This is a genomic window from Pseudomonas sp. Hz4, from assembly GCF_054898165.1.
Genome location: NZ_CM142719.1, coordinates 3,731,616 through 3,754,659, shown reverse-complemented (window position 1 = coordinate 3,754,659; position 23,044 = coordinate 3,731,616). Strand labels below are relative to the sequence as shown.

General features: G+C 61.2%; 10 protein-coding genes and 3 pseudogenes. 10 read left to right on the top strand and 3 right to left on the bottom strand.

Annotated features, from left to right (window positions below; translation table 11 throughout):
* Positions 1–229 precede the first annotated feature (229 nt).
* Entirely contained in the window at positions 230–11,110 is a 10,881-nt protein-coding gene (locus ACYZTR_RS17045) for a peroxidase family protein (RefSeq protein ID WP_461972712.1), read from the top strand.
* A gap of 445 nt (positions 11,111–11,555) precedes the next feature.
* On the opposite strand, the gene ACYZTR_RS17040 is transcribed toward ACYZTR_RS17045, so the two are convergent.
* The gene (locus ACYZTR_RS17040; RefSeq protein ID WP_461972710.1) at positions 11,556–11,855 is read right to left on the bottom strand and encodes a hypothetical protein; all 300 of its coding nucleotides are present in this window, start codon (positions 11,853–11,855) and stop codon (positions 11,556–11,558) included.
* A gap of 169 nt (positions 11,856–12,024) precedes the next feature.
* Between ACYZTR_RS17040 and ACYZTR_RS17035 the strand changes: the two genes are divergently transcribed.
* The 4 genes and pseudogenes from ACYZTR_RS17035 (at position 12,025) to ACYZTR_RS17020 (ending at position 15,559) form a co-directional block, all read left to right on the top strand.
* The gene (locus tag ACYZTR_RS17035; RefSeq protein ID WP_461972708.1) at positions 12,025–12,912 is read left to right on the top strand and encodes a Dyp-type peroxidase; all 888 of its coding nucleotides are present in this window, start codon (positions 12,025–12,027) and stop codon (positions 12,910–12,912) included.
* A gap of 16 nt (positions 12,913–12,928) precedes the next feature.
* Entirely contained in the window at positions 12,929–13,897 is a 969-nt protein-coding gene (locus tag ACYZTR_RS17030; protein ID WP_461972706.1) for a Gfo/Idh/MocA family protein, read from the top strand.
* Between the two features lie 23 nt (positions 13,898–13,920).
* A pseudogene (locus tag ACYZTR_RS17025) lies at positions 13,921–14,037 on the top strand (gamma-butyrobetaine hydroxylase-like domain-containing protein); the annotation flags it as partial.
* Positions 14,038–14,290: 253 nt separating this feature from the next.
* Positions 14,291–15,559 carry an IS110 family RNA-guided transposase gene (locus ACYZTR_RS17020; RefSeq protein ID WP_461972154.1) on the top strand — a complete coding sequence of 423 codons (1,269 nt, stop codon included), beginning with the start codon at positions 14,291–14,293 and terminating at the stop codon, positions 15,557–15,559.
* 108 nt (positions 15,560–15,667) lie between these two features.
* Here ACYZTR_RS17020 and ACYZTR_RS17015 read toward each other — a convergent pair.
* Both ACYZTR_RS17015 and ACYZTR_RS17010 read right to left on the bottom strand, forming a co-directional pair.
* Positions 15,668–16,024, bottom strand: a pseudogene (locus ACYZTR_RS17015) (TorF family putative porin); the annotation flags it as partial.
* 2 nt (positions 16,025–16,026) lie between these two features.
* Positions 16,027–16,212 (bottom strand): annotated as a pseudogene (locus tag ACYZTR_RS17010) (amidohydrolase); the annotation flags it as partial.
* Between the two features lie 103 nt (positions 16,213–16,315).
* On the opposite strand from ACYZTR_RS17010, the gene ACYZTR_RS17005 reads away from it, so the two are divergent.
* The 5 genes from ACYZTR_RS17005 to ACYZTR_RS16985 are packed head-to-tail and all read left to right on the top strand — an operon-like array spanning position 16,316 to position 23,003.
* Positions 16,316–17,233, top strand: a complete 918-nt coding sequence (locus ACYZTR_RS17005) for a LysR family transcriptional regulator (RefSeq protein ID WP_461972704.1) — start codon at positions 16,316–16,318, stop codon at positions 17,231–17,233.
* Between the two features lie 38 nt (positions 17,234–17,271).
* Entirely contained in the window at positions 17,272–17,889 is a 618-nt protein-coding gene (gene lexA / locus ACYZTR_RS17000) for a transcriptional repressor LexA (RefSeq protein WP_461972702.1), read from the top strand.
* The gene (gene imuA, locus ACYZTR_RS16995; RefSeq protein ID WP_461972700.1) at positions 17,889–18,506 is read left to right on the top strand and encodes a translesion DNA synthesis-associated protein ImuA; all 618 of its coding nucleotides are present in this window, start codon (positions 17,889–17,891) and stop codon (positions 18,504–18,506) included. The genes lexA and imuA overlap by 1 nt, the downstream gene beginning before the upstream one ends.
* A 7-nt stretch (positions 18,507–18,513) precedes the next feature.
* Positions 18,514–19,929 carry a Y-family DNA polymerase gene (locus ACYZTR_RS16990; RefSeq protein WP_461972698.1) on the top strand — a complete coding sequence of 472 codons (1,416 nt, stop codon included), beginning with the start codon at positions 18,514–18,516 and terminating at the stop codon, positions 19,927–19,929.
* A complete protein-coding gene (locus ACYZTR_RS16985) occupies positions 19,905–23,003 on the top strand; it encodes an error-prone DNA polymerase (protein WP_461972697.1) in 3,099 nt (1,032 codons plus the stop codon). The genes ACYZTR_RS16990 and ACYZTR_RS16985 overlap by 25 nt, the downstream gene beginning before the upstream one ends.
* Positions 23,004–23,044 lie beyond the last annotated feature (41 nt).

The window sequence follows — 23,044 nt, the reverse complement described above, 5'->3', positions numbered from 1 at the left end:
ATGGCCCACCCAGGGCTCGGGTTCGCTCTGCCTGATCGCTCAGCGAGCCATTCTTTCGCGAATTCCAGGCGCGCATCCCGGACTGGGGGCCGTGTATCGGCTCTGCCATTCCGTGCCAGCGCTCGCCAAAAAAATGAACCTACACACTGCGCAAGCCAGCACCTGACTGGGCGTGGGAGGATTCTTATCGTCCCGTGTCCTTCCCCCAAAGAGATCGAGGGCAATCAAAATGGCCAATTTCAACAGGTCGGACCTGGAATTCATCCTCAAGCAAATCTTCATCGCAGAAGCGCATGCCGACGGCGCCAGCCTCAGTGATTTGCTACCCAACAGTCAGGTGCCATTCGGCCTGCGTACCGTCGATGGCAGCTACAACAACCTGGTCGCCGGGCAAACCGAATTTGGCGCCGCGGATAATTCTTTCCTGCGCCTGCTGGATGCCTCTTATAGAGCGGCCTATGCCGGGACCGGGTCGGTGATCGACCCGCAGCCACGGATTATCAGTAACCTGATCAATGATCAGACCGCCAACAACCCGGCCGCGGTTGCGGCGAACGGCGGTGCCGATTCGGTGATCAGCCCAGGTTTCGATGGTGTGTTTGGCACGGCTGACGACAAGCAAGTGTTCTTCATCCCCAACGAATCGCCGGACGCCGGTCTGACCGCCGGCTTCAACTCGTGGATGACCTTCTTTGGCCAGTTCTTCGACCACGGCCTCGACCTGCTCAGCAAAAGCAGTACCGACATTGTGTTTATTCCGTTGCAGCCGGACGATCCGTTGTTCGTGCCGGGCAGCCCGACCAACTTCATGGTGCTGTCACGGGCAGTGCGTACGGCCGGCGCGGACGGAATTGTCGGCACTTCCGATGATGGCCAGCCCAACACCACCTCGCCGTTCGTAGACCAGAGCCAGACTTACAGCTCGCACCCGTCGCATCAGGTGTTCCTGCGCGAGTACGTCCTCAACGCGGCAGGTGACCCTATTGCTACGGGGCGCTTGATTACCAACCGCGATCTGGGCGCCGATGGCAAGTACGGCACTGCCGACGACGGCGACGGCGAAAATGGCGGCATGGCGACCTGGGCAGTGGTCAAGGCCCAGGCCCGTGACATTCTCGGCATCAACCTGACCGACGCCGATGTGCACAACGTGCCGCTGCTGGCAACCGATGCGTATGGCAACTTCATGCGAGGCTCGAGCGGTATGCCGCAGGTGGTGATGCGCATCAGTAACGGCGCTGACGGTATCGCCGGGACGGCTGATGACGTCACGCAACTGGTCGAAGGCAACCGGGATGCTCCGATCAGTCTGGCCAGCGCCGTGAGCACCGGGCATGGCTTCCTCGACGACATCGCCCACAATGCCGCGCCGGTAGCCGTCGGCGGGGTTCTGCAGGCGGATGCTGACGCCGATATCGGCAATGCGCAGCCCGTTGGCGCGGGCGGCAAAAACCTGACTTACGACAACGAACTGCTCGACGCTCACTACATTGCCGGCGATGGCCGGGCGAACGAGAACATCGGTCTGACCGCCGTGCACCATGTGTTCCACTCCGAGCACAACCGCCTGGTCCAGCAATCCAAGGACACCCTCCTGGCCGCCGGCGATCTGGCGTTCCTCAATGAGTGGCTGGTCGACGATGTTGCCGCGATACCGGCTACACTCGCCGAAATCGCAGCATTGGTGTGGGACGGCGAACGCCTGTTCCAGGCCGCCAAGTTCGGCACCGAGATGCAGTACCAGCACCTGGTGTTCGAGGAGTTCGCGCGGACCGTTCAGCCGCAGGTCGACGCATTCCTTGCCCCCAACGGCTATGACACCTCGATCAACCCGGCCATCCTCGCCGAGTTCGCCCACGTGGTGTACCGCTTTGGTCACTCGATGTTGACCGAGACCGTCGATCGCTTCGACCCCGAATTCAATCCGCTCCTCACGGACCCGAACAACCCGGACTCGCAACTCGGCCTGATCGCGGCCTTCCTCAACCCGTTGGCGTTCGCCGGCAGCGGGGCTACCGCGGACGAAGCGGCAGGCGCGATCATTCGCGGTGTGACCCGCCAGCTCGGCAACGAGATCGACGAGTTCGTCACCGAAGCGTTGCGCAACAATCTGCTCGGTCTGCCGCTCGATTTGCCGGCCCTGAACCTGGCGCGTGGTCGCGACACTGGCATCCCCACGTTGAATGAGGCGCGGCGTGAGTTTTACGAATCAACCGGTGACAGCCAACTCAAGCCGTACATCAGTTGGGCTGACTGGGCGGACAACCTTAAGCACCCCGAGTCGTTGGTCAACTTCATCGCGGCCTATGGCACGCATGACACCATTACGGCCGCGACTACGCTGGCAGGCAAACGCGATGCCGCCCTGGCGCTGGTGTTCGGTGGTGCCGGTTCGCCGGCTGACCGCCTGGACTTCCTTAACGGCAGCGGTGCCTGGGCCAACGTAACGAAGGCCGGCAGGGACGGGGTACTGGGTACCGCAGATGACCTGACGGGTGTAACGATCACGGGCGTCGACGACATCGACTTCTGGGTCGGTGGCCTCGCCGAGCAGAAGATGCCATTCGGCGGGATGCTCGGCTCGTCGTTCAACTTCGTGTTTGAAACCCAGATGGAGGCGTTGCAGGACGGCGACCGCTTCTACTATCTGTCGCGCGTCGCGGGCCTGAACTTCGGCACCGAGTTGGAAAACAACTCCTTGGCCAAGCTGATCATGCTCAACTCCGATGTCACTCACCTGTCGAACACGGTATTCCTGACGCCGACATACACCCTGGAAGTGAATCAGGCCAATCAGTTCACAAACCTTGGCGCGGGCGGCAAAGCCGATCCGACGGGCGGCTTGATGATCAACGGCGTGGAAATCGTGCCGCTGGTGATCCGCGACAACCCCAACACCGCGGGTGCGGACAGTAATTATCTGCAATACACCGGTGAAGACCATGTCGTCCTCGGTGGCACCGCCGGCAATGACATCATTGTCTCCGGTGATGGCGATGACACCCTTTACGGCGACGGCGGCAACGACCGCCTCGAAGGTGGCGCCGGGAACGATGCGGTACTGGGCGGCGCGGGCGATGACATCATTACCGACTCGTTCGGCGACAACCGTCTGGAAGGCAATGCCGGTAACGATGTGATCGTGGCTGGCAGCATGCTGGTTGGAGGCAACCTGATCCTGGGGGGCGATGGCCAGGACTTCATCATCACCACTGAAGACGTCAGCATCACCTTCGGCGGTCAGGGTGACGATTTCATCCTTGGTGCCAAGACCAACCTGCCAGCCACCGGCAACGAAGGCGATGACTGGATCGAGAAAGGCACCCAGGACGGCGCGCCTGGCGATAACGCCTCGCCGTTGCTCAATGACGATGTGATCGGCAACGACATCTTTGTCGGTGGTGGTGGCTTCGACGAAATGATCGGCGAGGGTGGCGATGACATCTTTGTCGGCAGCGATGCCCAGGACAATATGGACGGCATGTCCGGTTTCGACTGGGTAACCCACAAAAATGACCGGGTCGGCGTGACCGTTGACCTGACCATGGCAGCGCTGGCGCAGCCACACGGTAACGCACCAAACCAGAACAACGGGCCGTTCAACCCGGTCGGCGCGTCGCCGGCCTCGATCCTCGACCGTTTTGCCGAGGTCGAAGGCTTGTCTGGTTCGCAATTCGGCGATGTGCTCAAGGGCGATAATGTAAATGCGGTCACTATCGTCGACCACGGTGGCACCACGGGCAGTGCGCTGACCAATGTGGCGCTGATCCGTGGACTGGAGCAGTTTCTGGCCGACGCCGGTTTGCCGACCACTGGCTTTGCCACGGGCAACATCATCCTGGGTGGCAATGGCAGTGACCTGATCGAGGGCCGCGGTGGTGATGATCTGATCGATGGCGACAAATGGCTCAACGTCAGGATTGCGGTCTATGACGCCGGTGACGTCAATCATACCGGCCCCGAGATCGCCAGCTTCGACAGCATGGTCGACATGATTCCGTTCATGATCGATGGCACGTATAACCCGGGTCAGCTCAAGGCCGTGCGGGAAATCCTGCCCGGCACCTCGACAGGCGGGGCGGCCTTCGACACCGCCATTTTCTCCGGGCTTCAGTCCGAGTATGTGGTGACGCGTGACACCCGCGGCACGGACAATGTGGCGGACGATGTCTGGACGGTGACCGATACCGAAGTGGGTCGCGACGGCACTGATACCTTGCTGCATATCGAACGCCTGCAGTTCGTCGATACCCAGCAAGTGCTGGTGCCGGGGCTGAATGCACAACCCGTTGGCAGACCAACCGTCACGGATGTAAACGGCGGCGCAATTACAGTGGGCGACACGCTGACGGTGAACGTGGCCGGGGTGCGCGATGCCAACAACATGGCGGTGGGTAATCTGCAGGGTTTTATCAACAACGCCACGGTGTCCTACTATTGGCAGTTCGAAGCCGACCCGGGCACCGGCATTTTCGAAGACATCATTCTGCTGCCTGCCGGTGATCTGGCATTCCAGAGCGCAGACGGCACCACCTTCAAGGTCTCGCCTGATCTTGCCGGGCTGTCACTGAGGGTCAAGGCGATCTATCAGGATGGTCATGGCACGACTGAAGTGCTGTTCTCGCAGCCGACTGCCGTGGTGGAACCCGGCGAGCCGGTTGTGCCGACGGCGCCGACACCCGTCGTCAATGCCACCGAGGGTGGCGAGGGCCTTCACATGGTCCGCTCCGACCTCAACTTCATCCTTGATCAGATCAAGATTGCCGAGGCGGACGCGGCAGGTCAGGACATCCTTTCGCTGATCCCGAATATCCGCGCGCCGTTGGGCCTGCGTGCGGTCGATGGCTCGAACAACAACCTGATGAACCTCAACGGCATCAACAACACCGAGTTTGGTGCTGCGGATAACACCTTCCCGCGCTTGACCGATCCAGTCTTCAATCCCGCGGAAGGTGTGCCTGCCGGCTTCTTCGGCCCCGGCTCGCCGGCCATTCCGGGATCGTCGTATCAGCAGACCAGCGGCTTCGTGTTTGACTCGCAACCGCGCACCATCAGTAATCTGATCGTCGACCAGACGTCGAACAACCCGGCAGCCTATGCCACGGCTTACGACCCGGGTGCGGACGGTGTGCTCAACTTCGGCGCGGAGGATAACGACGACGTGCTCAAGGATGGCACACGGATAGTCGCCAGCCCCGGCATGGATGGTCAGTTCGGTACTGCCGACGACCACGATGTGTACCTGTTCGAGAACACCACGGCGGATGCGGGGTTGTCCGCGCCGTTCAACGCCTGGATGACTTTCTTCGGGCAGTTCTTCGATCATGGTCTGGACCTGCTGACCAAAGGCGGTTCGGGCACCATCTTCATCCCGCTGCAACCGGATGATCCGCTGTATGTGCCAGGCGGCAACACTAACTTCATGGTGCTGACCCGCGCGACCAACCTGCCAGGGGCGGATGGCGTTCTCGGCACGGCCGACGACATCCGTGAGCACACCAACACCACCTCGCCATTCGTGGACCAAAACCAGACCTACAGCTCGCACCCGTCGCATCAGGTTTTCCTGCGCGGTTATGAGCTGACCGACAACGGCCCCATCGCGACCGGCAGGCTGATCACTAACCGTGACCTGGGGGCGGACGGCAAGTTTGGGACTGCAGACGACATCGAAATCGGTGGTATGGCGACCTGGAAAGTGGTCAAGGCGCAGGCCAATGACATCCTGGGTATCCGCCTGACCGATGCCGACGTCGGTAACTCGCCGCTGTTGGCGACCGACGCCTACGGCAATTTCATCAAGGGGCCGAACGGCTTCCCGATGGTCGTGATGAAGGGGGTTGACGGTCTGGGCGGCACGGCTGATGACGTCCTGGTCGAAGGCAATCCGCTTTCCCCCATTAGCCTGACCAATGCGGTGCGCACCGGTCACCAGTTCCTCGCCGACATTGCCCACAATGCAGCGCCGGTGTTCAGCGGTGGCGTGCTCGTGCCTGACGCGGATTCCGATATTGGTAACGCCGTGCCGGTCAATCCGCGGACCGGGGCCAACCTGGCCTATGACAACGAGTTGCTCGATGCGCATTACATCGCTGGCGACGGCCGAGTTAACGAGAACATTGGCCTGACCGCGGTGCATGCGATTTTCCACTCTGAGCACAATCGGCTGGTCGCGCAGACCAAGGACACCGTGCTCGATTCGGGTGACCTGGCCTTCCTCAACGAGTGGCTGCTGACTCCGGTGACCGGGTTGCCCGCCAACCAGGTCGAGATCGATGCGCTGGTGTGGAATGGCGAGCGCTTGTTCCAGGCTGCCAAGTTCGGCACCGAGATGCAGTATCAGCACCTGGTGTTCGAGGAGTTTGCCCGGACCATCCAGCCCAACGTCGACCTGTTCTTCGCACCGACCCAGGTCTATGACGTTGACCTCGATGCCTCGATCGTCGCCGAGTTCGCTCACACCGTGTACCGGTTTGGTCACTCGATGCTGACCGAGACCGTCGATCGCTTCGACGTCGACTTCAACGTGGTCGGCGATCCGAACAGTGCTGATCCTGATCAGCAACTCGGCCTGATCGCGGCGTTCCTCAACCCGTTGGCGTACGCCGCCAGTGGCGTAACGCCCGAGGATGCGACCAGTGCGATCGTGCGTGGGATGACCCGGCAAGCCGGTAACGAAATCGACGAGTTCGTCACCGAGGCGCTGCGCAGTAACCTGCTCGGCCTGCCGCTTGACCTGCCGGCGATCAATATCGCCCGTGGCCGCGACGTGGGGATTGCTTCGCTCAATGCGGTCCGCCGCGACATCTACAGCCAAACCGGTGATACCCAACTCAAGCCTTACATCAGCTGGGTCGATCTGGTACAGCACCTCAAGCATCCGGAGTCGTTGATCAACTTCATCGCGGCCTATGGCACTCATGACACGATCACGGCGGCGACCACGCTGGAAGGCAAACGCGCTGCAGCCATAGCGCTGGTATTCGGTGGTACTGATGCGCCGGCTGACCGCCTGGACTTCCTCAACGGCACCGGTGCCTGGGCCAATGTAACGCTGGCCGGCAAGGATGGGCTGCTGGGTACTGCCGATGATTTGAAGGGTGTGACTGTCACGGGTGTCGATGCCATCGACCTCTGGATAGGCGGCCTGGCCGAAGAGAAAACCCCGTTCGGCGGCATGTTGGGCTCGACCTTCAACTTCGTGTTCGAGAACCAGTTGGAAAAACTGCAGGACGGTGACCGCTTCTACTATCTAGAGCGTACCGCTGGCCTGTCGATGAACGCCGAACTGGAAAGCAACTCGTTCGCCAAGCTGATCATGGCCAACACCTCGGCCACGCACTTGCCGGGGCTGGTGTTCTCGGACCCGGCGTTCTATCTGGAAAGGGACCAGAGCAAGCAGTACAACGATGGCCTGGGCAACGCCGATCCGCTTGGCGATAACGGCGAGCAGGTGGTGTTCCGCGACAACCCGCTGACCGCGGGGCCGGATGCCAACTACATCAAATACACAGGTGAAGAGCACATCGTGCTGGGCGGCACCAACAATGCAGACATCCTCATCGCGGGTGGTGGTGATGACACGGTCTGGGGTGACGGCGGCAACGATCGCATCGAAGGCGGTGACGGCAACGACCAACTGCGCGGTGGCGCCGGCGACGACATCATCAGCGACCGCGGCGGCGACGATAACATCCAGGGTGGCGACGGCAACGACGTGCTGCACGGTGGCAACGGCGTCAACCTGATCATTGGCGGGTTCGGCAATGACTTCATCGTGACCGGCGAGGACGCCTCCGAGGCCATTGGTGGCCACGGCAACGACTTCATTCTGGGCAGCAAAGCCAACGAACAGGACATGGGCAACGAAGGCGACGACTGGATCGAGAAGGGCACCTCGGACGGTGCACCTGGCGACAACTTCGACCCGCTCGGCAACGACCCTGTCATCGGCCACGATGTGTTCATCGGCGGTAGTGAGAACGATAAGTTCAACGGCGAAGGTGGCGACGACATCATGGTCGGCAGTCTCGGCTTCGGTGACCGTTATATCGGCGGCTCCGGCTATGACTGGGCAACCTTCAAGGGGCTCGCCCAGGGCGTGACCATCGATTTCACCGACCGCTTTTTCAATGTTCCGCCGGTACCGGGTTCGGGTGCTTCGGCGCAGGTGCGTTTCGACATCATGGAAGGTCTGTCGGGGTCATCGCACGGTGACTTCCTGCGCGGTGATAACGAAGATGCCGCCTCGCTGCCCACTGCGGGTGCAACCGGCAGTGTGCTGACCAACATCAACCTGATCAACGGCCTGGCTGATCTGCTGCCCGCCGGAGCGACGTTCTTCAACGGCGGCAACATCATCCTCGGCGGTAGCGGCAGCGACCTGATCGAAGGTCGCGGTGGTGACGACATTATTGACGGTGACAAGTGGCTGAACGTACGCATCAGCGTACGGGCGAACGCTGATGGCACTGGCGCGGAAATCGCCACGTTCAACAGCATGGAGCCACTGGTGCCGTTTATGCTGAACGGTACTTACAACCCGGGCCAGTTGGTCATCGTGCGGGAGATTCTGACCGGCACCGACAGCTTCGACACCGCTCTGTTCTCCGGTACTGCGGGGGAATACGGCGTCGAGATCGATGGCGACACGGTCATTGTGACCGACTCGGTGGCGGGGCGTGATGGCGTCGATCGCCTGACGGGCATCGAGCGACTGCAGTTCGCTGACGTTGCGCAGTTGTCCGGAGTGGGGACCGCGCAAAACAACGACCCATCGGGCCATCTGGCAATCCTCGATGCCGCTACCGGTATGCGTGACGAAACGCCGGTTGCTGGCCAGTTGTTGCGCGTCAGTGATCGGGCGGTACACGACGCGGACAACCAAAGCGTGACCAATCCGACCGGCGCGGTGACCGGTGGGGTGGCTTACTACTGGCAGGTCGAAACCATTGCCGGCTCGGGGGTTTATGACGACATCATCTTCGTCGCCGCTGGCGAGGCATCTCGGGCGAGTGGCACCACCTACCGGGTGACGGACGATGTGGCGGGTCTGAACATCCGCGTTCGGGCGGTGTATCAGGATGCCAAGGGCACGCTGGAGATCGTCGACTCGTCCGGGAACAGTACGCCGACCGAAGGGCCGACCGTCACCGGGCTTGCAGTGCAGAACCAGCTGTTGACCGCTGACCCGGCGAGCATCATCGACCTCGATGGCCTGAGCAAAAATCCGCAGTTCACCTACCAGTGGCAGGCGAACGACGGGCTTGGCTTCGTCAACATCGCCGGCGCTACCGGTAGCACGTTCGCGCTTGGCCAGACTCAGGTCGACCAGGAAGTGCGCGTGGTGATCGGATACGTGGATGACTTCGGTGTGGCCGAAAGCGTTTCGTCCAACATCCTGGGGCCGGTGGCCAACGTTAACGATGCACCGACTGAAGGGCCGACCGTCACCGGGCTTGCCGTGCAGAACCAGCTGTTGACCGCTGACCCGGCAAGTATCATCGACGTTGATGGCCTCAGCAATCCGCAGTTCACCTACCAATGGCAGGCGAACAACGGGCCTGGCTTCGTCAACATCGCCGGAGCTACCAGTAGCACGTTCGCGCTTGGCCAGGCTCAGGTCGGCCAGGCGGTGCGCGTGGTGGTCGGTTACGTGGATGACTTCGGTGCGGCCGAAAGCGCTTCCTCCAACATCCTGGGGCCGGTGGCCAACGTTAACGATGCACCGACAGGCGCGTTGCTGATCAGCGATACGACACCGGATCAAGGGCAAGTGCTGACCGCGCTGACGGCTGGGATTGCCGATCCGGATGGGCTGGGCACCTTCAGCTTCCAGTGGCAGCAAGGTATCGGCGCCTCCTTCACCGACATCAACGGCGCGACCGCTGCGACCTTCACCCCTGGTGCGGCGCAGGTCAATCTGCAACTGCGAGTGATCGTGCGCTACACCGATGGCTTCGGTACGCTGGAGTCGGTGACCTCGGCGGCGACGGTGGCGGTTGCGGCACTGGGCGTGGTGCTGCAGGGCGACGATTTGGCGAACACCCTCACCGGCACCGCAGGCAACGATGTGCTGCTTGGCCTGGGCGGGAACGATACGCTGAATGGCCTCGCCGGTATCGACCAGTTGTTTGGCGGCACTGGCAACGACATCCTCAACGGTGGAGACGACAACGACGTCCTCAATGGCGAGGACGGCAGCGACACCCTCAACGGTGGGCTCGGCGCGGATGCCATGAACGGCGGTGCTGGCAACGACACGTTTGTGGTCGACAACGTCGGTGACCTTGTCACCGAGGCGCTGGGTGGTGGTACCGATCTGGTGCAAACCAGCCTGACGAGCTACCAGCTCGGTGCCAACGTCGAGAACCTGACCTATACGGGCGCCGGTAACTTCACCGGTACCGGTAACGCGCAGGCCAACACCATCACCGGCGGGGTGGGTAACGACTTCCTCAATGGCGGTGCAGGTGCTGACCGGATGTTGGGGGGAGCCGGCAACGATACCTACGTCGTCGATGCAGCCTTAGACGTGGTGGTCGAGGTGGCGGGTGGCGGTACGGACACCGTGCAGACTTCGCTGGCCAGCTACACACTGGGCGCTAATGTCGAAAATCTGACCTACACCGGAGTCGGCAACTTCGTCGGCAACGGTAACGGGTTGAACAACGTCATCACCGCCGGGGTGGGTAATGACACGCTCAATGGTGGCGGCGGCAACGACCAACTGTTCGGCGGCATTGGCTCGGATACCCTGAACGGCGGCACTGGCAATGACTTTATCGATGGCGGTACTGGCAACGATACGGTCACTGGCGGTGCCGGCAACGACATGATGGTTGCCAGCAGTGGCAACGATATCTTCATGTTCGCAGCGGGCTTCGGGACCGATCAGATCATCGGCTTCGATGCCGACGCGGTGGGAGGCCAGGACCGGCTCGATATTTCCGCGTTCGGCGTCACTGCTGCGACCTTTGCCGGCAACGTCATCATCACCGATGTCGGTGCGGATACCTTGCTCAGCTACGCAGGACCTGACTCCATCCGCCTGGTTGGTGTGGCCGATGCAACAACCGTCACTGCCGCAGACTTCATTCTCGCCACTTGAGGTCCTGATCAGTACTGTCGCAGACGCGTGGAAAGCGGAGGGGAGGGCATGGATGCCCTCCCTTTTTTACACGGACTCTTAACTGCTGAACAAGCCGATAAGGCTCCAGGCTACCCCTATCGCAAAAATGACAAGAATAAGTACCAGCGTGAGGATTAGCGGCTCGATGCGCATGAAAGTGACTCCTCAGAAGGGCTAGCAATGCGCGCCTGATCTTCGGCGCAGGTGTTTTTGGCACCCGCTTCAAACTCTCAATTAGTGCGCTAATGAACGCACAGCATTCTCTATGCCAAAAAATTGAACAGCCTATAATTCCCCGCCAGCGGGGTAGCCTGATTCTGTGGCCAGTTCTCAATCACAAAAGTTGAAATAAGAGGCGGGTTATACAGCCCATGTATGGGGGATTTCTCTCAACTGGGTATGGCAATGCTTCGGCGGCGCTCTATTAATTTTTGCACTCCGCCAACACCACTTTGCAGGTATTTGGCGTGCCGCCAGATCGGCCGGCATAGCGTATGCAATTATCCAGGGATTTTTTGCGCGCCATGCTCAAGGTGGAACCCCAAGCCAGGCCGCCCTCGCCGGCAGTGGGCAGCGCTTTTGCATAGCAGCTTGAGCCTATGTTTGAGGCTGAGTAGCGAGACGTGGCAGCTTTGCCTGCACATCCCGCTGTCAGCGCCAGATTGATGGCAAGCAGGGAGGGTAGGAGCCATGACGAGCATTGGCGCGCTGTTTTTCCGGTCATCCCATTTCCCCTGTATCAAGAGGCTAGAGGCGTGTTTGTGGTCGTGCTCTACTCAGATTAGACGGGATCGAGGTTTTTAGACATTCCAGAAACACGTGATCTTTTGACCTGAAAACACACAACGGCTGATGCTACGGTTAAACTTCGCGCTCTTTCCAAAGGAGTTCATATGAGTGACTACCAGCCGGGCATTCTCGCCACCCCAGTACCGCCTCAAGCCCGTCATATGTTCTTCGCACTCGAATCTGCCGCTGCATTGCCGGCCGCGCTGGAAAATCTGCAGGGGCTGGTAGACGGGAAGTCGGCAGTGGTCGGTTTCGGTGAATCCCTGGTCAAGGCCCTTAAATGGCAAATCGAAGGCCTGCGCACCTTTCCAGCGTTGGCCGGTGTCGGCGTCGACAACCCGTCGACCCAGCACGCCCTGTGGTGCTGGTTGCACGGTGTCGACCGTGGCGAATTGCTCAATCGCAGCAACGCCATCGAAGCCGCGCTGGCACCCGCCTTGCGCCTGGTGCAGATGAACGAAACCTTCCGCCACCTCATCGGCCATGACCTGACCGGTTACGAAGACGGCACCGAAAACCCTCACGACGAAGCCGCCGTCGCCGCCGCGCTGATAAGTGACGGCGCTGACGGAATGGTCGGCGGCAGCTTCGCCGCGATCCAGCAGTGGCAGCATGATCTGAAAGGCTTCCACGCGATGCCTTCCCATGAAAAGGACAACATCATGGGCCGTCGTTTGACCGACAACGAAGAGATCGACGACGCGCCAATCTCTGCGCACGTCAAACGCACCGCCCAGGAAAGCTTCGCCCCCGAGGCATTCGTGGTGCGCCGTTCCATGCCCTGGATCGAAGGCGACCGCGCCGGCCTGATGTTCCTGGCCTTCGGTTTCTCCCTCGACGCCTTCGAAGCCCAACTGCGGCGCATGAGCGGTCTGGAAGACGGCATCACCGACGGTTTGTACCGCATCAGCCGGCCGATCACCGGCGGCTACTACTGGTGCCCGCCGCTCAAAGACGGTCATCTGGACCTGCGCGCACTGCGCGTCGGCTAACCATCAAGGAGTGAGTATGAACGGGGTGCGCTGGGGCATGATCGGTTGTGGCAGCGTCGCTGAACGCAAGAGCGGGCCGGCCTTCTACAAGGCGCCCGGCTCGGCGTTGGTGGCGGTGATGGGCCGGCGTCTGGAAGCGGTGACGGATTACGCCGCGCGCCACGGCATCGCCCGGTTCTACACCGACCTCGACGCGCTGATCAATGATCCCGAGGTGGATGCGGTGTACATCGCCACGCCACCTGACAGTCATCACGCTTACGCCTTGAGGGTGGCCGCCGCCGGTAAACATTGCTGCGTCGAAAAACCCATGTCGCTGAATGCCAGGCAAAGCCGTGAAATGCAAAAGGTCTTTGCCGACGCCGGGCTGCACCTGTTTGTTTCTTACTACCGTCGCTCACTGCCGCGCTTCCAGCAGGTGCGGCAGTGGCTGGAAGAGGGGCGGATCGGCGAAGTCCGGCACTTGACCTGGACGCTCACCAAAGCGCCATCGACGGCGGATCAGGATGGCGCCGATAACTGGCGAACTGACCCGGCAATTGCGGGTGGTGGTTATTTCGCCGACCTGGCCAGCCATGGCTTCGACCTGTTCCAGTACCTGCTTGGTGACATCGTCGAAGTCGCCGGATTTACGGCACGGCAAGCCGGTTTGTATGCCGCGGAAGACGCCGTCAGCGCCAGTTGGCGTTTTGCTGGCGGGGCTTTGGGCATGGGCTGCTGGAATTTTGTTGCAGATCGCCGCGAAGATCGGGTCGAACTGATCGGTAGCAAAGGCCGGATTATCTTTTCCGTATTCGATGAACATCCGGTTCAGCTTGAAGCCGATGAAAACCTCAGCCTGCACATCGACAATCACCCGCACATCCAGTGGCATCACGTGCTGGGCATGAACGCACACATTCGGGGTGAAGCGCAGCATCCGGCGGTAGCCGAACAGGCATTGAAAACCGATTGGGTAATGGACCAGATCCTCAAGCGCGACTAACGCTTGCTGAATACCCCGCCGAGCAACTGATCTTCAGCGACGGCCATGAGCGCGGAATCTACCCATGGCCCTACCTGGCACAGCTCACCCCGAAACCGCTGAAATCTAATAATGTGGGAGCGGGCTTGCTCGCGATATAGGTAGTCCGTTCCTTTCTCTTCCATACTGATATTCGCTGGAAGTCGGTTGTCGGCGAGGAAGGAACATGCACCTGTGGGCTACGAATTTGCTCGCGCAGCACTCGATGATTACGCCTTCACCTTCGAGTCCACAGGTGCGCTTGCGCCCTCTAACGAATTCTCAGGGAAAGCCCGACACGGCTCTCTATATCGCCTTCGCTGGACGCAAGCATGCATGTCCCTGCATGTACTTTAGCGCCTGTTGAGGTGTTCCATGCAAACGCTCCTGTCTCAGAGTTTCACTGCTTATATCGGAATTGATTGGGCAGACGCCAAGCACGACATCTGTTTGCAGATAGCTGGAGAGGCTCAGCGCAGTTTCGAGGTCATCGACCACGAGCCCGAGTCGATTGATCGCTGGGCCAGGTCGCTGCATCAACGTTACGGTGGCCCGATCGCGATCGCCGTGGAGTTGAACAAAGGCCCACTGATAGCGGCTCTGCAAAAATATGAGTTTTTTTGTATCTTTCCGATCAATCCGAGCACCTTGGCCCGGCACCGTAAAACCTTCGTCCCCAGTGGCGCCAAGGATGATCCAACGGATGCTCAATGGGCGCTTGAGCTGTTGCTGAATCATCCCGAACGGTTTCCTCAACTGGTCCAGCAAAGCTCCGCCATGCGTTCGCTCGCCAGCCTGACCGAACATCGCCGCGGATTGGTCGATGACCGGGTCAAGATCAGCAACCGTCTGGTCTGCATGCTCAAACAGTACTACCCGTTGGCCCTGGAGCTGTTTCATGACCATGACACGCTGGTTTTTTGTGAATTTCTGGCGCGCTGGTCGACCTTTGAAACGCTTAAGCGCGCTCGGCCAGCCAGCGTTTTGAAGTTCCTTCACGCGCATAATGTTCGCCATGCTGAGCTCAATCAGCAGCGTTTGGCATTGATCGCCAAAGCCATGCCGTTGACTGAAGATCCAGGCGTGGTCAGTCCTTCAGCGCTGTATGTGCTGGCCCTGGTCTCGCAACTGAAAGGGGTCATCACGGCGATCAAAGATTTTGATCGGGAGATCGAAAAAACTGCCAACACCCTGGCCGACTATCGACTCTTCAAGGCCTTGCCCGGCGCGGGACAACAGCTTGCCCCACGGTTGATGGTCGCCTTTGGTGAGCAGCGTGATCGCTTCAAGGATGCCAGTGCGGTGCAGCGATATGCCGGAATTGCCCCGGTCACCGAACGCAGTGGCAAGAAAAAAGTCGTCCACTGGCGCTATCAATGCGCAACTTTTTTGCGCCAGACCTTTGTTGAGTGGGCTGCCCACAGCATCAATCAATCGGTGTGGGCAGAGGCGTATTATCGCCAGCAAAGGGCCAAAGGCAGCTCTTACCAAGCAGCCCTCAGGGCCCTGGCGTTCAAGTGGATCCGGATCGTTTATCAGTGCTGGAAGAGCAGCACCGTGTACGACGAAAAGGTTTATTTACAGACCTTGCTTCGGCACGGCTCGCCTTTGATCAGCGAGCCGGACACAGCAACATCGTGTTGACGGAAAGGCTCAGGGCGTGAAGGCGGTGGGCCAGACGACATCAACGTTGACTGACACACCGCCTTCGCGAGCAAGTCGGATCGCCGCTCCCACGGGGGGCAGTGGGGGTCAGAAGGACTTGCTGACACTCGCCACCACGGTGGCGGTGCAGACATCGCCGAACCCGTAATTGCTGATGCATTGGCTTTTCGACAAATCGGTATCGATATAACTCAGACCCACCAACACACCGGCCAATTCATGCGTCAATTTCGCCTCCCATTCGTGGTAAGCGTCCTCGGCGTGGCCGTTAGTCGAGTACAGGCGGGGGTCTTTGAAATCCATTTCGCCGTAACGCAGTTTCAGGCCCAGCCCATAGGGCAATTCAGTTTCGTAACCGACGTAGCTGTAGAGCGAACTCTGTTTACTGTCGATGCCGGGCGCATCTGCGGAGTAATAGGCGGCGAGTTTCACGCCATAGACGTTGTGACTTTGGTTCCCGACTCGATCAAGGCCTCGCTGCCCTCCTGCACCGCCAACGCCTGAACCTTGGGCTGGCTGCGGTCGGCGGTGAAAATCTTGCCGTTCAGCAACACCAGATCGGTCGCTGCCATGGCTTCCAACGAGGCAAAACTCACTGCCACCATCAATAGATTCGGGATGAATCTTTTCATTGGATATTTCCTTGTTATTGCGTCTGATGGCCAGATTAGTGGCTTGTCACGGCAAGCAGAACGCCTCACTCACGAAAAACGTTTTTGCCTGAATGGAAAAAGAATGGACAAGTTGGGTGCATTGAAAATGTTTGTGGTCACGGCGCAATTGGGCAGTTTCAGCCGCGCCGCCGAGCAACTGGGCAAGACGCCTTCGGCCCTGACCAAAGCGGTCAATCACCTGGAAGCCGAGCTTGGCGCACGGCTGTTCGAGCGCAGTACCCGACGGATTCTGCTGACGGAAGTGGGGCGGCTCTACCTGGAAACCGCACGTCAGGTATTGCAACGGCTTGAGGAGGCCAGCGAGGAAATCGAGCAAATGCAGCATGGCCTGCGCGGCAGTCTGAAAATCACCGCGCCGCTGGCCTATGGGCAGGCCTTTCTTGATCAGGTGTGTGGTGGATTTCTGGAGCAATACCCGCAGATCAATCTGCAAGTGGACCTGTGCGATGAGTTCGTCAATCTGCTGGAAAGTGGCTACGACCTGGCGTTGCGCGAAGGTCATGACGACTTGCCGGGGTTGATCGCCCGCGTCGTCGGCAGTAACCGTCTGGCGTTGTGCGGCAGCCCGGCTTATCTGGCGCGCAAGGGGCTGCCGGTGACTGCGCAAACCCTCGATGACCACGAATGGTTGCTGTATCGCCATCCGTTGCTCAGCCGCGAATTCTGGTGGGCCGAGCGCGACGGCCAGCGTTTGAGCCTGCCGCAACCGCAGACGCCGCGTTTGCGCAGCGACAATTACGACCTGCTGCTGGCCAACGCGCTGGCCGGGCGCGGGTTGCTGCACACGCCGCTATGGAGTGCCGCGCCGTATCTGGCCGACGGTCGACTGGTGCGGGTGATGGCCGACTACGACATCGATCCGGACAGCTTCGGCGCGCACATTCTGGCGGTGTACCCGAGCCATCGGCGGGCGACCGCCAAAGTGGTGGCTTTCATCGATTACATCGCAGGTTTTCTGGCGTCTCGTGACTTGAGCTGACTGGCGGTCCTTGTCAGGAAAAAGGCAAAAGAGTACAAATGTACTCCATGACGACTTTAACTCCCCGCCGTACCGCCATCCTGACTTTTATCCGCGATCGAATCGCTGAATACGGTCAGTCCCCGAGCCTCGCTGAAATCAGCGAGGCGTTCGGTTTTGCCTCCCGCAGCGTGGCGCGCAAGCATGTGCTGGCGCTGACCGAGGCCGGTTTCATCGAGGTCAGTGCGCATCAGGCCCGGGGCATTCGTTTGCTCGGGCAACCGGCGCGCCCCGAGTTGCTGGACATTCCGGTACTCGGTCGGGTGGCGGCGGGTGCGCCGATCGGTGCCGATGCCGAGGTTCACAGCCGCTTGCTGCTCGACCCGTCGATTTTCTCGCGGGTGCCGGATTACATGCTGCGGGTCCAGGGCGACTCGATGATCGAGGACGGCATTCTCGACGGCGATCTGGTGGGCGTGCACCGCAATCCCGAGGCGGTCAACGGCCAGATCGTCGTCGCGCGACTCGACGGCGAAGTCACCATCAAACGTTTCGAGCGAGTCGGCGACGTTGTCCGACTGCTGCCGCGCAACCCGGCCTATAAGCCGATCATCGTCGACGCCGATCAGGACCTGGCCATCGAAGGGGTGTTCTGCGGTCTGGTGAGGCAAGGGTGATGGGCGCCGTCGTAGCGCTGGATACGCTGTTCAATGGCGGCCAGGTCTGGAAGGGCCGGCCTGCGCCACCGGCCGTCAGCCCGCAACCCACCGGGCATGCCGCGCTGGATGCGGCGTTGCCTATTGGCGGTTGGCCGGAAGCGGCGCTGACCGAAATCCTTTTGGTCGGGCAGGGCGTCGGTGAATTGCAACTGGTGTGGCCGGCGCTGGCGCGGTTGTCGGCCGCTGGCGAGCGCATCGTGTTGGTGGCGCCGCCTTACGTGCCGTACCCCCAGGCCTGGCAGAACGCCGGGGTCGATCTGCGCCAGTTGTCGATCATCCAGGCCAGCGAGCGCGATGCGCTGTGGGCGGCCGAACAATGCCTGCGTTCGGGCAGTTGCGGTGCGGTGCTGTGCTGGCCGCACAAGGCTGATGATCGAGCGTTGCGCCGCTTGCAGGTGGCCGCGGAAACCGGCCAGACCCTGGCGTTCGCCTATCGCTCGATCAATGAAGCGGTCAACCCTTCGCCAGCCGCTTTGCGCATTGCCATCGACGCCAAGCCTGCGCAATTGCGCGTACTCAAGTGCCGGGGTGGGTTGGCCCGTTCGGCGCCGATAGCCTTTCCCGTGGGGCATTGAGGTTGCCATGCGCTGGGTCTGCATTCTTTTCCCGCAATTGGCGTTGGACGCGGTACTGCGTCAGCGCTCCGATCCCGATGTGCCGTTGGCGCTGCTGACCGGCCCCGCCCAGCGTCGGGTGTTGCAGGCGGTCAACGCTTCGGCGCGGGCGCTGGGCTTGCGTCCCGGTCAGTCGATGACCGCCGCGCAGGCTCTGAGCAAAGGGTTTGCCACGGCCGAATATGACGCCGCCGAGATCGAACACTGGCAACAGTTTCTGGCTGCATGGGCCTACCGTTTCAGCGCTCAGGTCAGCGTGCATTACCCGCGTGCGGTGGTGTTTGAAATCGAGTCCAGCCTGGGATTGTTCGGCGCCTGGCCGCAATTCGAGGCGCGGTTACGGACCGAACTTGGCGAACTGGGGTTTCGCCATCGGATTGTTGCCGCGCCCAACCCGGTGGCCGCACGGGTGCTGGCCAACGCGTATGACGGTCTGGTGGTGCCCGACGATCAAGCCTTGCACCATCATCTTGGGCAGTTGCCCATCGACCGGATCGGGCTGGAGACCAGCGTCGCCACGGCGTTGTCGCGCATGGGGCTGCGCACTTTGAGTCAGGTTCAGGCGTTGCCTCGCCATAGTCTGGCCCGGCGTTTCGAGGCCCAGGTGCTCAAGCATCTGGACACCTTGCTCGGGTTACGGCGGCTGGCGCTGACGTTCTACCTGCCGCCGGACCGCTTCGATGTGCGCATCGAGCTCAACTTCGATGTGCAGTCCCATCAGGCGCTGCTGTTCCCGTTACGCCGGCTGACCGGCGATCTGTCGACGTTTCTTTGCGGGCGGGACAGCGGCGTTCAGCGTTTCGACCTGCACCTGGAGCATGCCGGGTTGCCGGACACCCTCATCAAGGTCGGACTGCTCAGCGCCGAACGTGATCCAGCGATGCTCTTCGAACTGGCCCGAGGGCGGCTGGAACAGGTTCAGGTCGAGGCCCCGGTGCGCGGTTTTCGTCTGCGCGCCGAAGACTTGCCGGCCTTCGTTCCCCAGTATCAGGAGCTGTTCGACGACCGCCCGCAGCAGACCTTGCCCTGGGAGCAACTGCGCGAACGCTTGCGGGCGCGGTTGGGGGATGACGCGGTGCAGGGTTTGCGGTTCCAGGCCGATCACCGGCCGGAATGCGCGTGGCAGGCCAGTGTCGACAGTCAGCGCTGTGGCGGGCTGCCTGCGGTGCAACGACCGGGCTGGCTGCTGACTGAACCGCTGGCGGTGCACGAAGGTTCGACGCGCATCCTGATGGGGCCGGAACGCATCGAGTCCGGGTGGTGGGACGGTGACGATGTGCGCCGCGATTACTTCCTGATCGAAACCCGTTCCGGCCAGCAGGGCTGGGCCTATCGTGCGGTCGGTGAGGACGGCCGGTTGTGGCTGCAGGGGTGGTTCGCATGAGCATCGACTATGTCGAACTGCACTGCCTGTCGAACTTCAGTTTCCAGCGCGGTGCTTCCAGTGCCCTCGAACTGTTTCAACGGGCGAAAAAACAGGGCTATCAGGCCTTGGCAATCACCGATGAATGCACCCTGGCCGGTATCGTCCGCGCCTGGCAAGCGGCCAAAACCGTGGCGCTGCCGCTGATCGTCGGCAGCGAAGTGCGGATCGAGAACGGCCCGAAGCTGGTGCTTCTGGTGGAAAACCTCGAGGGTTACCAAACCCTGTGCCGACTGATTACCCGAGCCCGACGCCGAACGCAGAAAGGCCAGTATCAAGTGCTGCGGGAAGACTTCAGCGAACCCTTGCCGGGGCTGTTGGCGTTGTGGGTGCCGGACGCGCTCGATGATTTTGAAAATGGCCACTGGTTGAAGCAGACCTTCGCCGAACGCCTGTGGCTGGCCGTCCAGTTACATCGCGGCCAGGACGATACCCGACGGCTGGCTGCGCTGCTGACCCTGGCGGGCGAACTGCGAATCCCGGCAGTGGCCAGCGGCGATGTGCACATGCACGCTCGCGGGCGGCGCGCCTTGCAGGACACCATGACCGCGATCCGTCATCACCTGCCGGTGGCGGAGGCCGGGTTGCGTCTTCATCCCAATGGCGAGCGGCATGTGCGCAGTCTCGATGCGCTGCAATCGATCTATCCGCAAGCATTGCTCGACGAAACGCTGAACATCGCCCGACGCTGCACCTTCGACCTCGGTCAGTTGCGTTATCAATATCCCCGGGAGTTGGTACCACAAGGCCAGACTGCCACGTCCTGGCTGCGTCATTTGACCGAAGAGGGCATCGCGTGGCGCTGGTCAAAAGGCCCGCAGGCCAAGGTGCTGAAGCAGATCGACAAGGAACTGGAGCTGATCGCCGAACTGGGCTACGAAAGCTATTTCCTGACGGTCCACGACATTGTGCGTTTCGCCCGTGAGCAAAAAATCCTGTGTCAGGGCCGTGGTTCGGCGGCCAACTCGGCGGTGTGTTTTGCCTTGGGCATCACGGAAATCGATCCGGATCGCACCACGCTGTTGTTCGAGCGCTTTCTCTCCAGGGAACGCAACGAGCCGCCGGACATCGACGTCGATTTCGAGCATGAGCGTCGCGAAGAAGTCTTGCAGTACGTGTTCCAGCGTTATGGCCGGACCCGCGCGGCGCTCACGGCGGTGGTCAGCACGTATCACGCGGCCGGCGCGGTGCGTGATGTGGCCAAGGCCTTGGGGTTGCCGCCGGATCAGATCAACGCCCTGGCCGATTGCTGTGGCCACTGGAGTGATACAACACCGCCCGTGGAACGCCTGCTTGAAGGCGGGTTCGATCCCGAAAGCCCGGTATTGCGCCGGGTGCTGAGCCTGACGGGGCAGTTGATCGGTTTCCCCCGACACCTGTCCCAGCACCCCGGCGGTTTCGTGATTTCCGAGCAGCCTCTGGATAGCCTGGTGCCGGTGGAAAACGCCGCCATGGCCGAGCGCACCATCATCCAGTGGGACAAGGATGATCTGGATGCGGTCGGGCTGCTCAAGGTGGATATTCTGGCGTTGGGCATGCTCAGTGCGATCCGCCGCTGTTTCGATCTGTTGCGCCGCCATCGCCATCGGGACCTGAGCCTGGCGACGATCCCGGCCGAAGACCCGCAAACCTACGACATGATCGGCCGTGCGGACACCATCGGCGTGTTCCAGATCGAGTCCCGGGCGCAGATGTCGATGCTGCCGAGGCTCAAGCCCCGGACCTTCTATGACCTGGTGATCGAGGTGGCGATCGTCCGTCCGGGGCCGATTCAGGGCGGAATGGTGCATCCGTACCTGCGACGCCGAAACAAGGAAGAACCCGAGGTCTATCCGTCCCCGGCACTGGAAGTCGTGCTCAAGCGCACGCTGGGCGTGCCGCTGTTTCAGGAACAAGTGATGCAGATTGCGATTGTCGCCGCCGACTACAGCCCCGGCGAGGCCGATCAGTTGCGCCGCTCCATGGCGGCCTGGAAACGCCACGGCGGGCTCGAACCGCACAAGGATCGCCTGGCCGCCGGGATGAAGAAAAACGGCTACACGGCCGAGTTCGCCGCGCAGATCTTCGAGCAGATCAAAGGCTTTGGCAGCTACGGTTTTCCCGAGTCACACGCCGCCAGTTTCGCCTTGCTGACTTACGCCAGTTGCTGGTTGAAATGCCACGAGCCGGCGGCCTTCGCCTGTGCGCTGATCAACAGCTGGCCCATGGGTTTTTACAGCCCGGACCAGATTCTGCAGGACGCGCGCCGGCATCATTTGCAGATTCGCCCGGTGGACGTGCGCGCCAGTGACTGGGATTGCAGCCTGGAACCGATCACCGGTGCCCAGCCGGCGATTCGCATGGGGTTGCGGATGATCAAGGGTTTTCGCGAGGACGATGCCCGGCGCATCGAAACGGCGAGGTCGAAGGGGGCGTTTATCGACATCGCCGACCTCGGCGAGCGGGCACGACTCGATGCCCGCGCGCAGGAGCAACTGGCCGATGCCGGTGCGCTGCGTGGTCTGGCCGGCGACCGTCATCGGGCGCGCTGGGAAGTGGCGGGTGTGCAGAAGCAGCTCGGCTTGTTTGCCGGTCTGCCGAGTCAGGAGGAGGGCGCGGTGTCGTTACCCAAACCCACCGTGGGCGAGGACCTGCTAGCCGATTACAACAGTGTCGGCACCACCCTCGGTCCGCATCCGCTGGCGTTGCTGCGCGGTGAATTGCAAGCCCGACGCTGTCGCAGCTCGAAAGAACTGATGGATGTCGAACATGGGCGACCGGTCAGCGTCGCCGGGCTGGTGACCGGTCGGCAACGGCCGGGTACCGCCAGTGGCGTGACCTTTGTCACCCTTGAAGATGAGTTCGGCAATGTCAACGTGGTGGTCTGGCGCGACCTGGCCGACCGGCAGCGCCAGGTATTGGTCGGCTCGCAGTTGCTCAAGGTTGATGGGCGCTGGGAAAAGGAAGGCGAAGTGCGGCACCTGATTGCTGGACGCTTGAGCGACCTGAGCCCGTTGCTCGACGGCATCAGCGTGCGCAGCCGGGATTTCCGCTGATCTCTGGCTATACAACACCCCCCTGTGGAGTTGACGAGTGT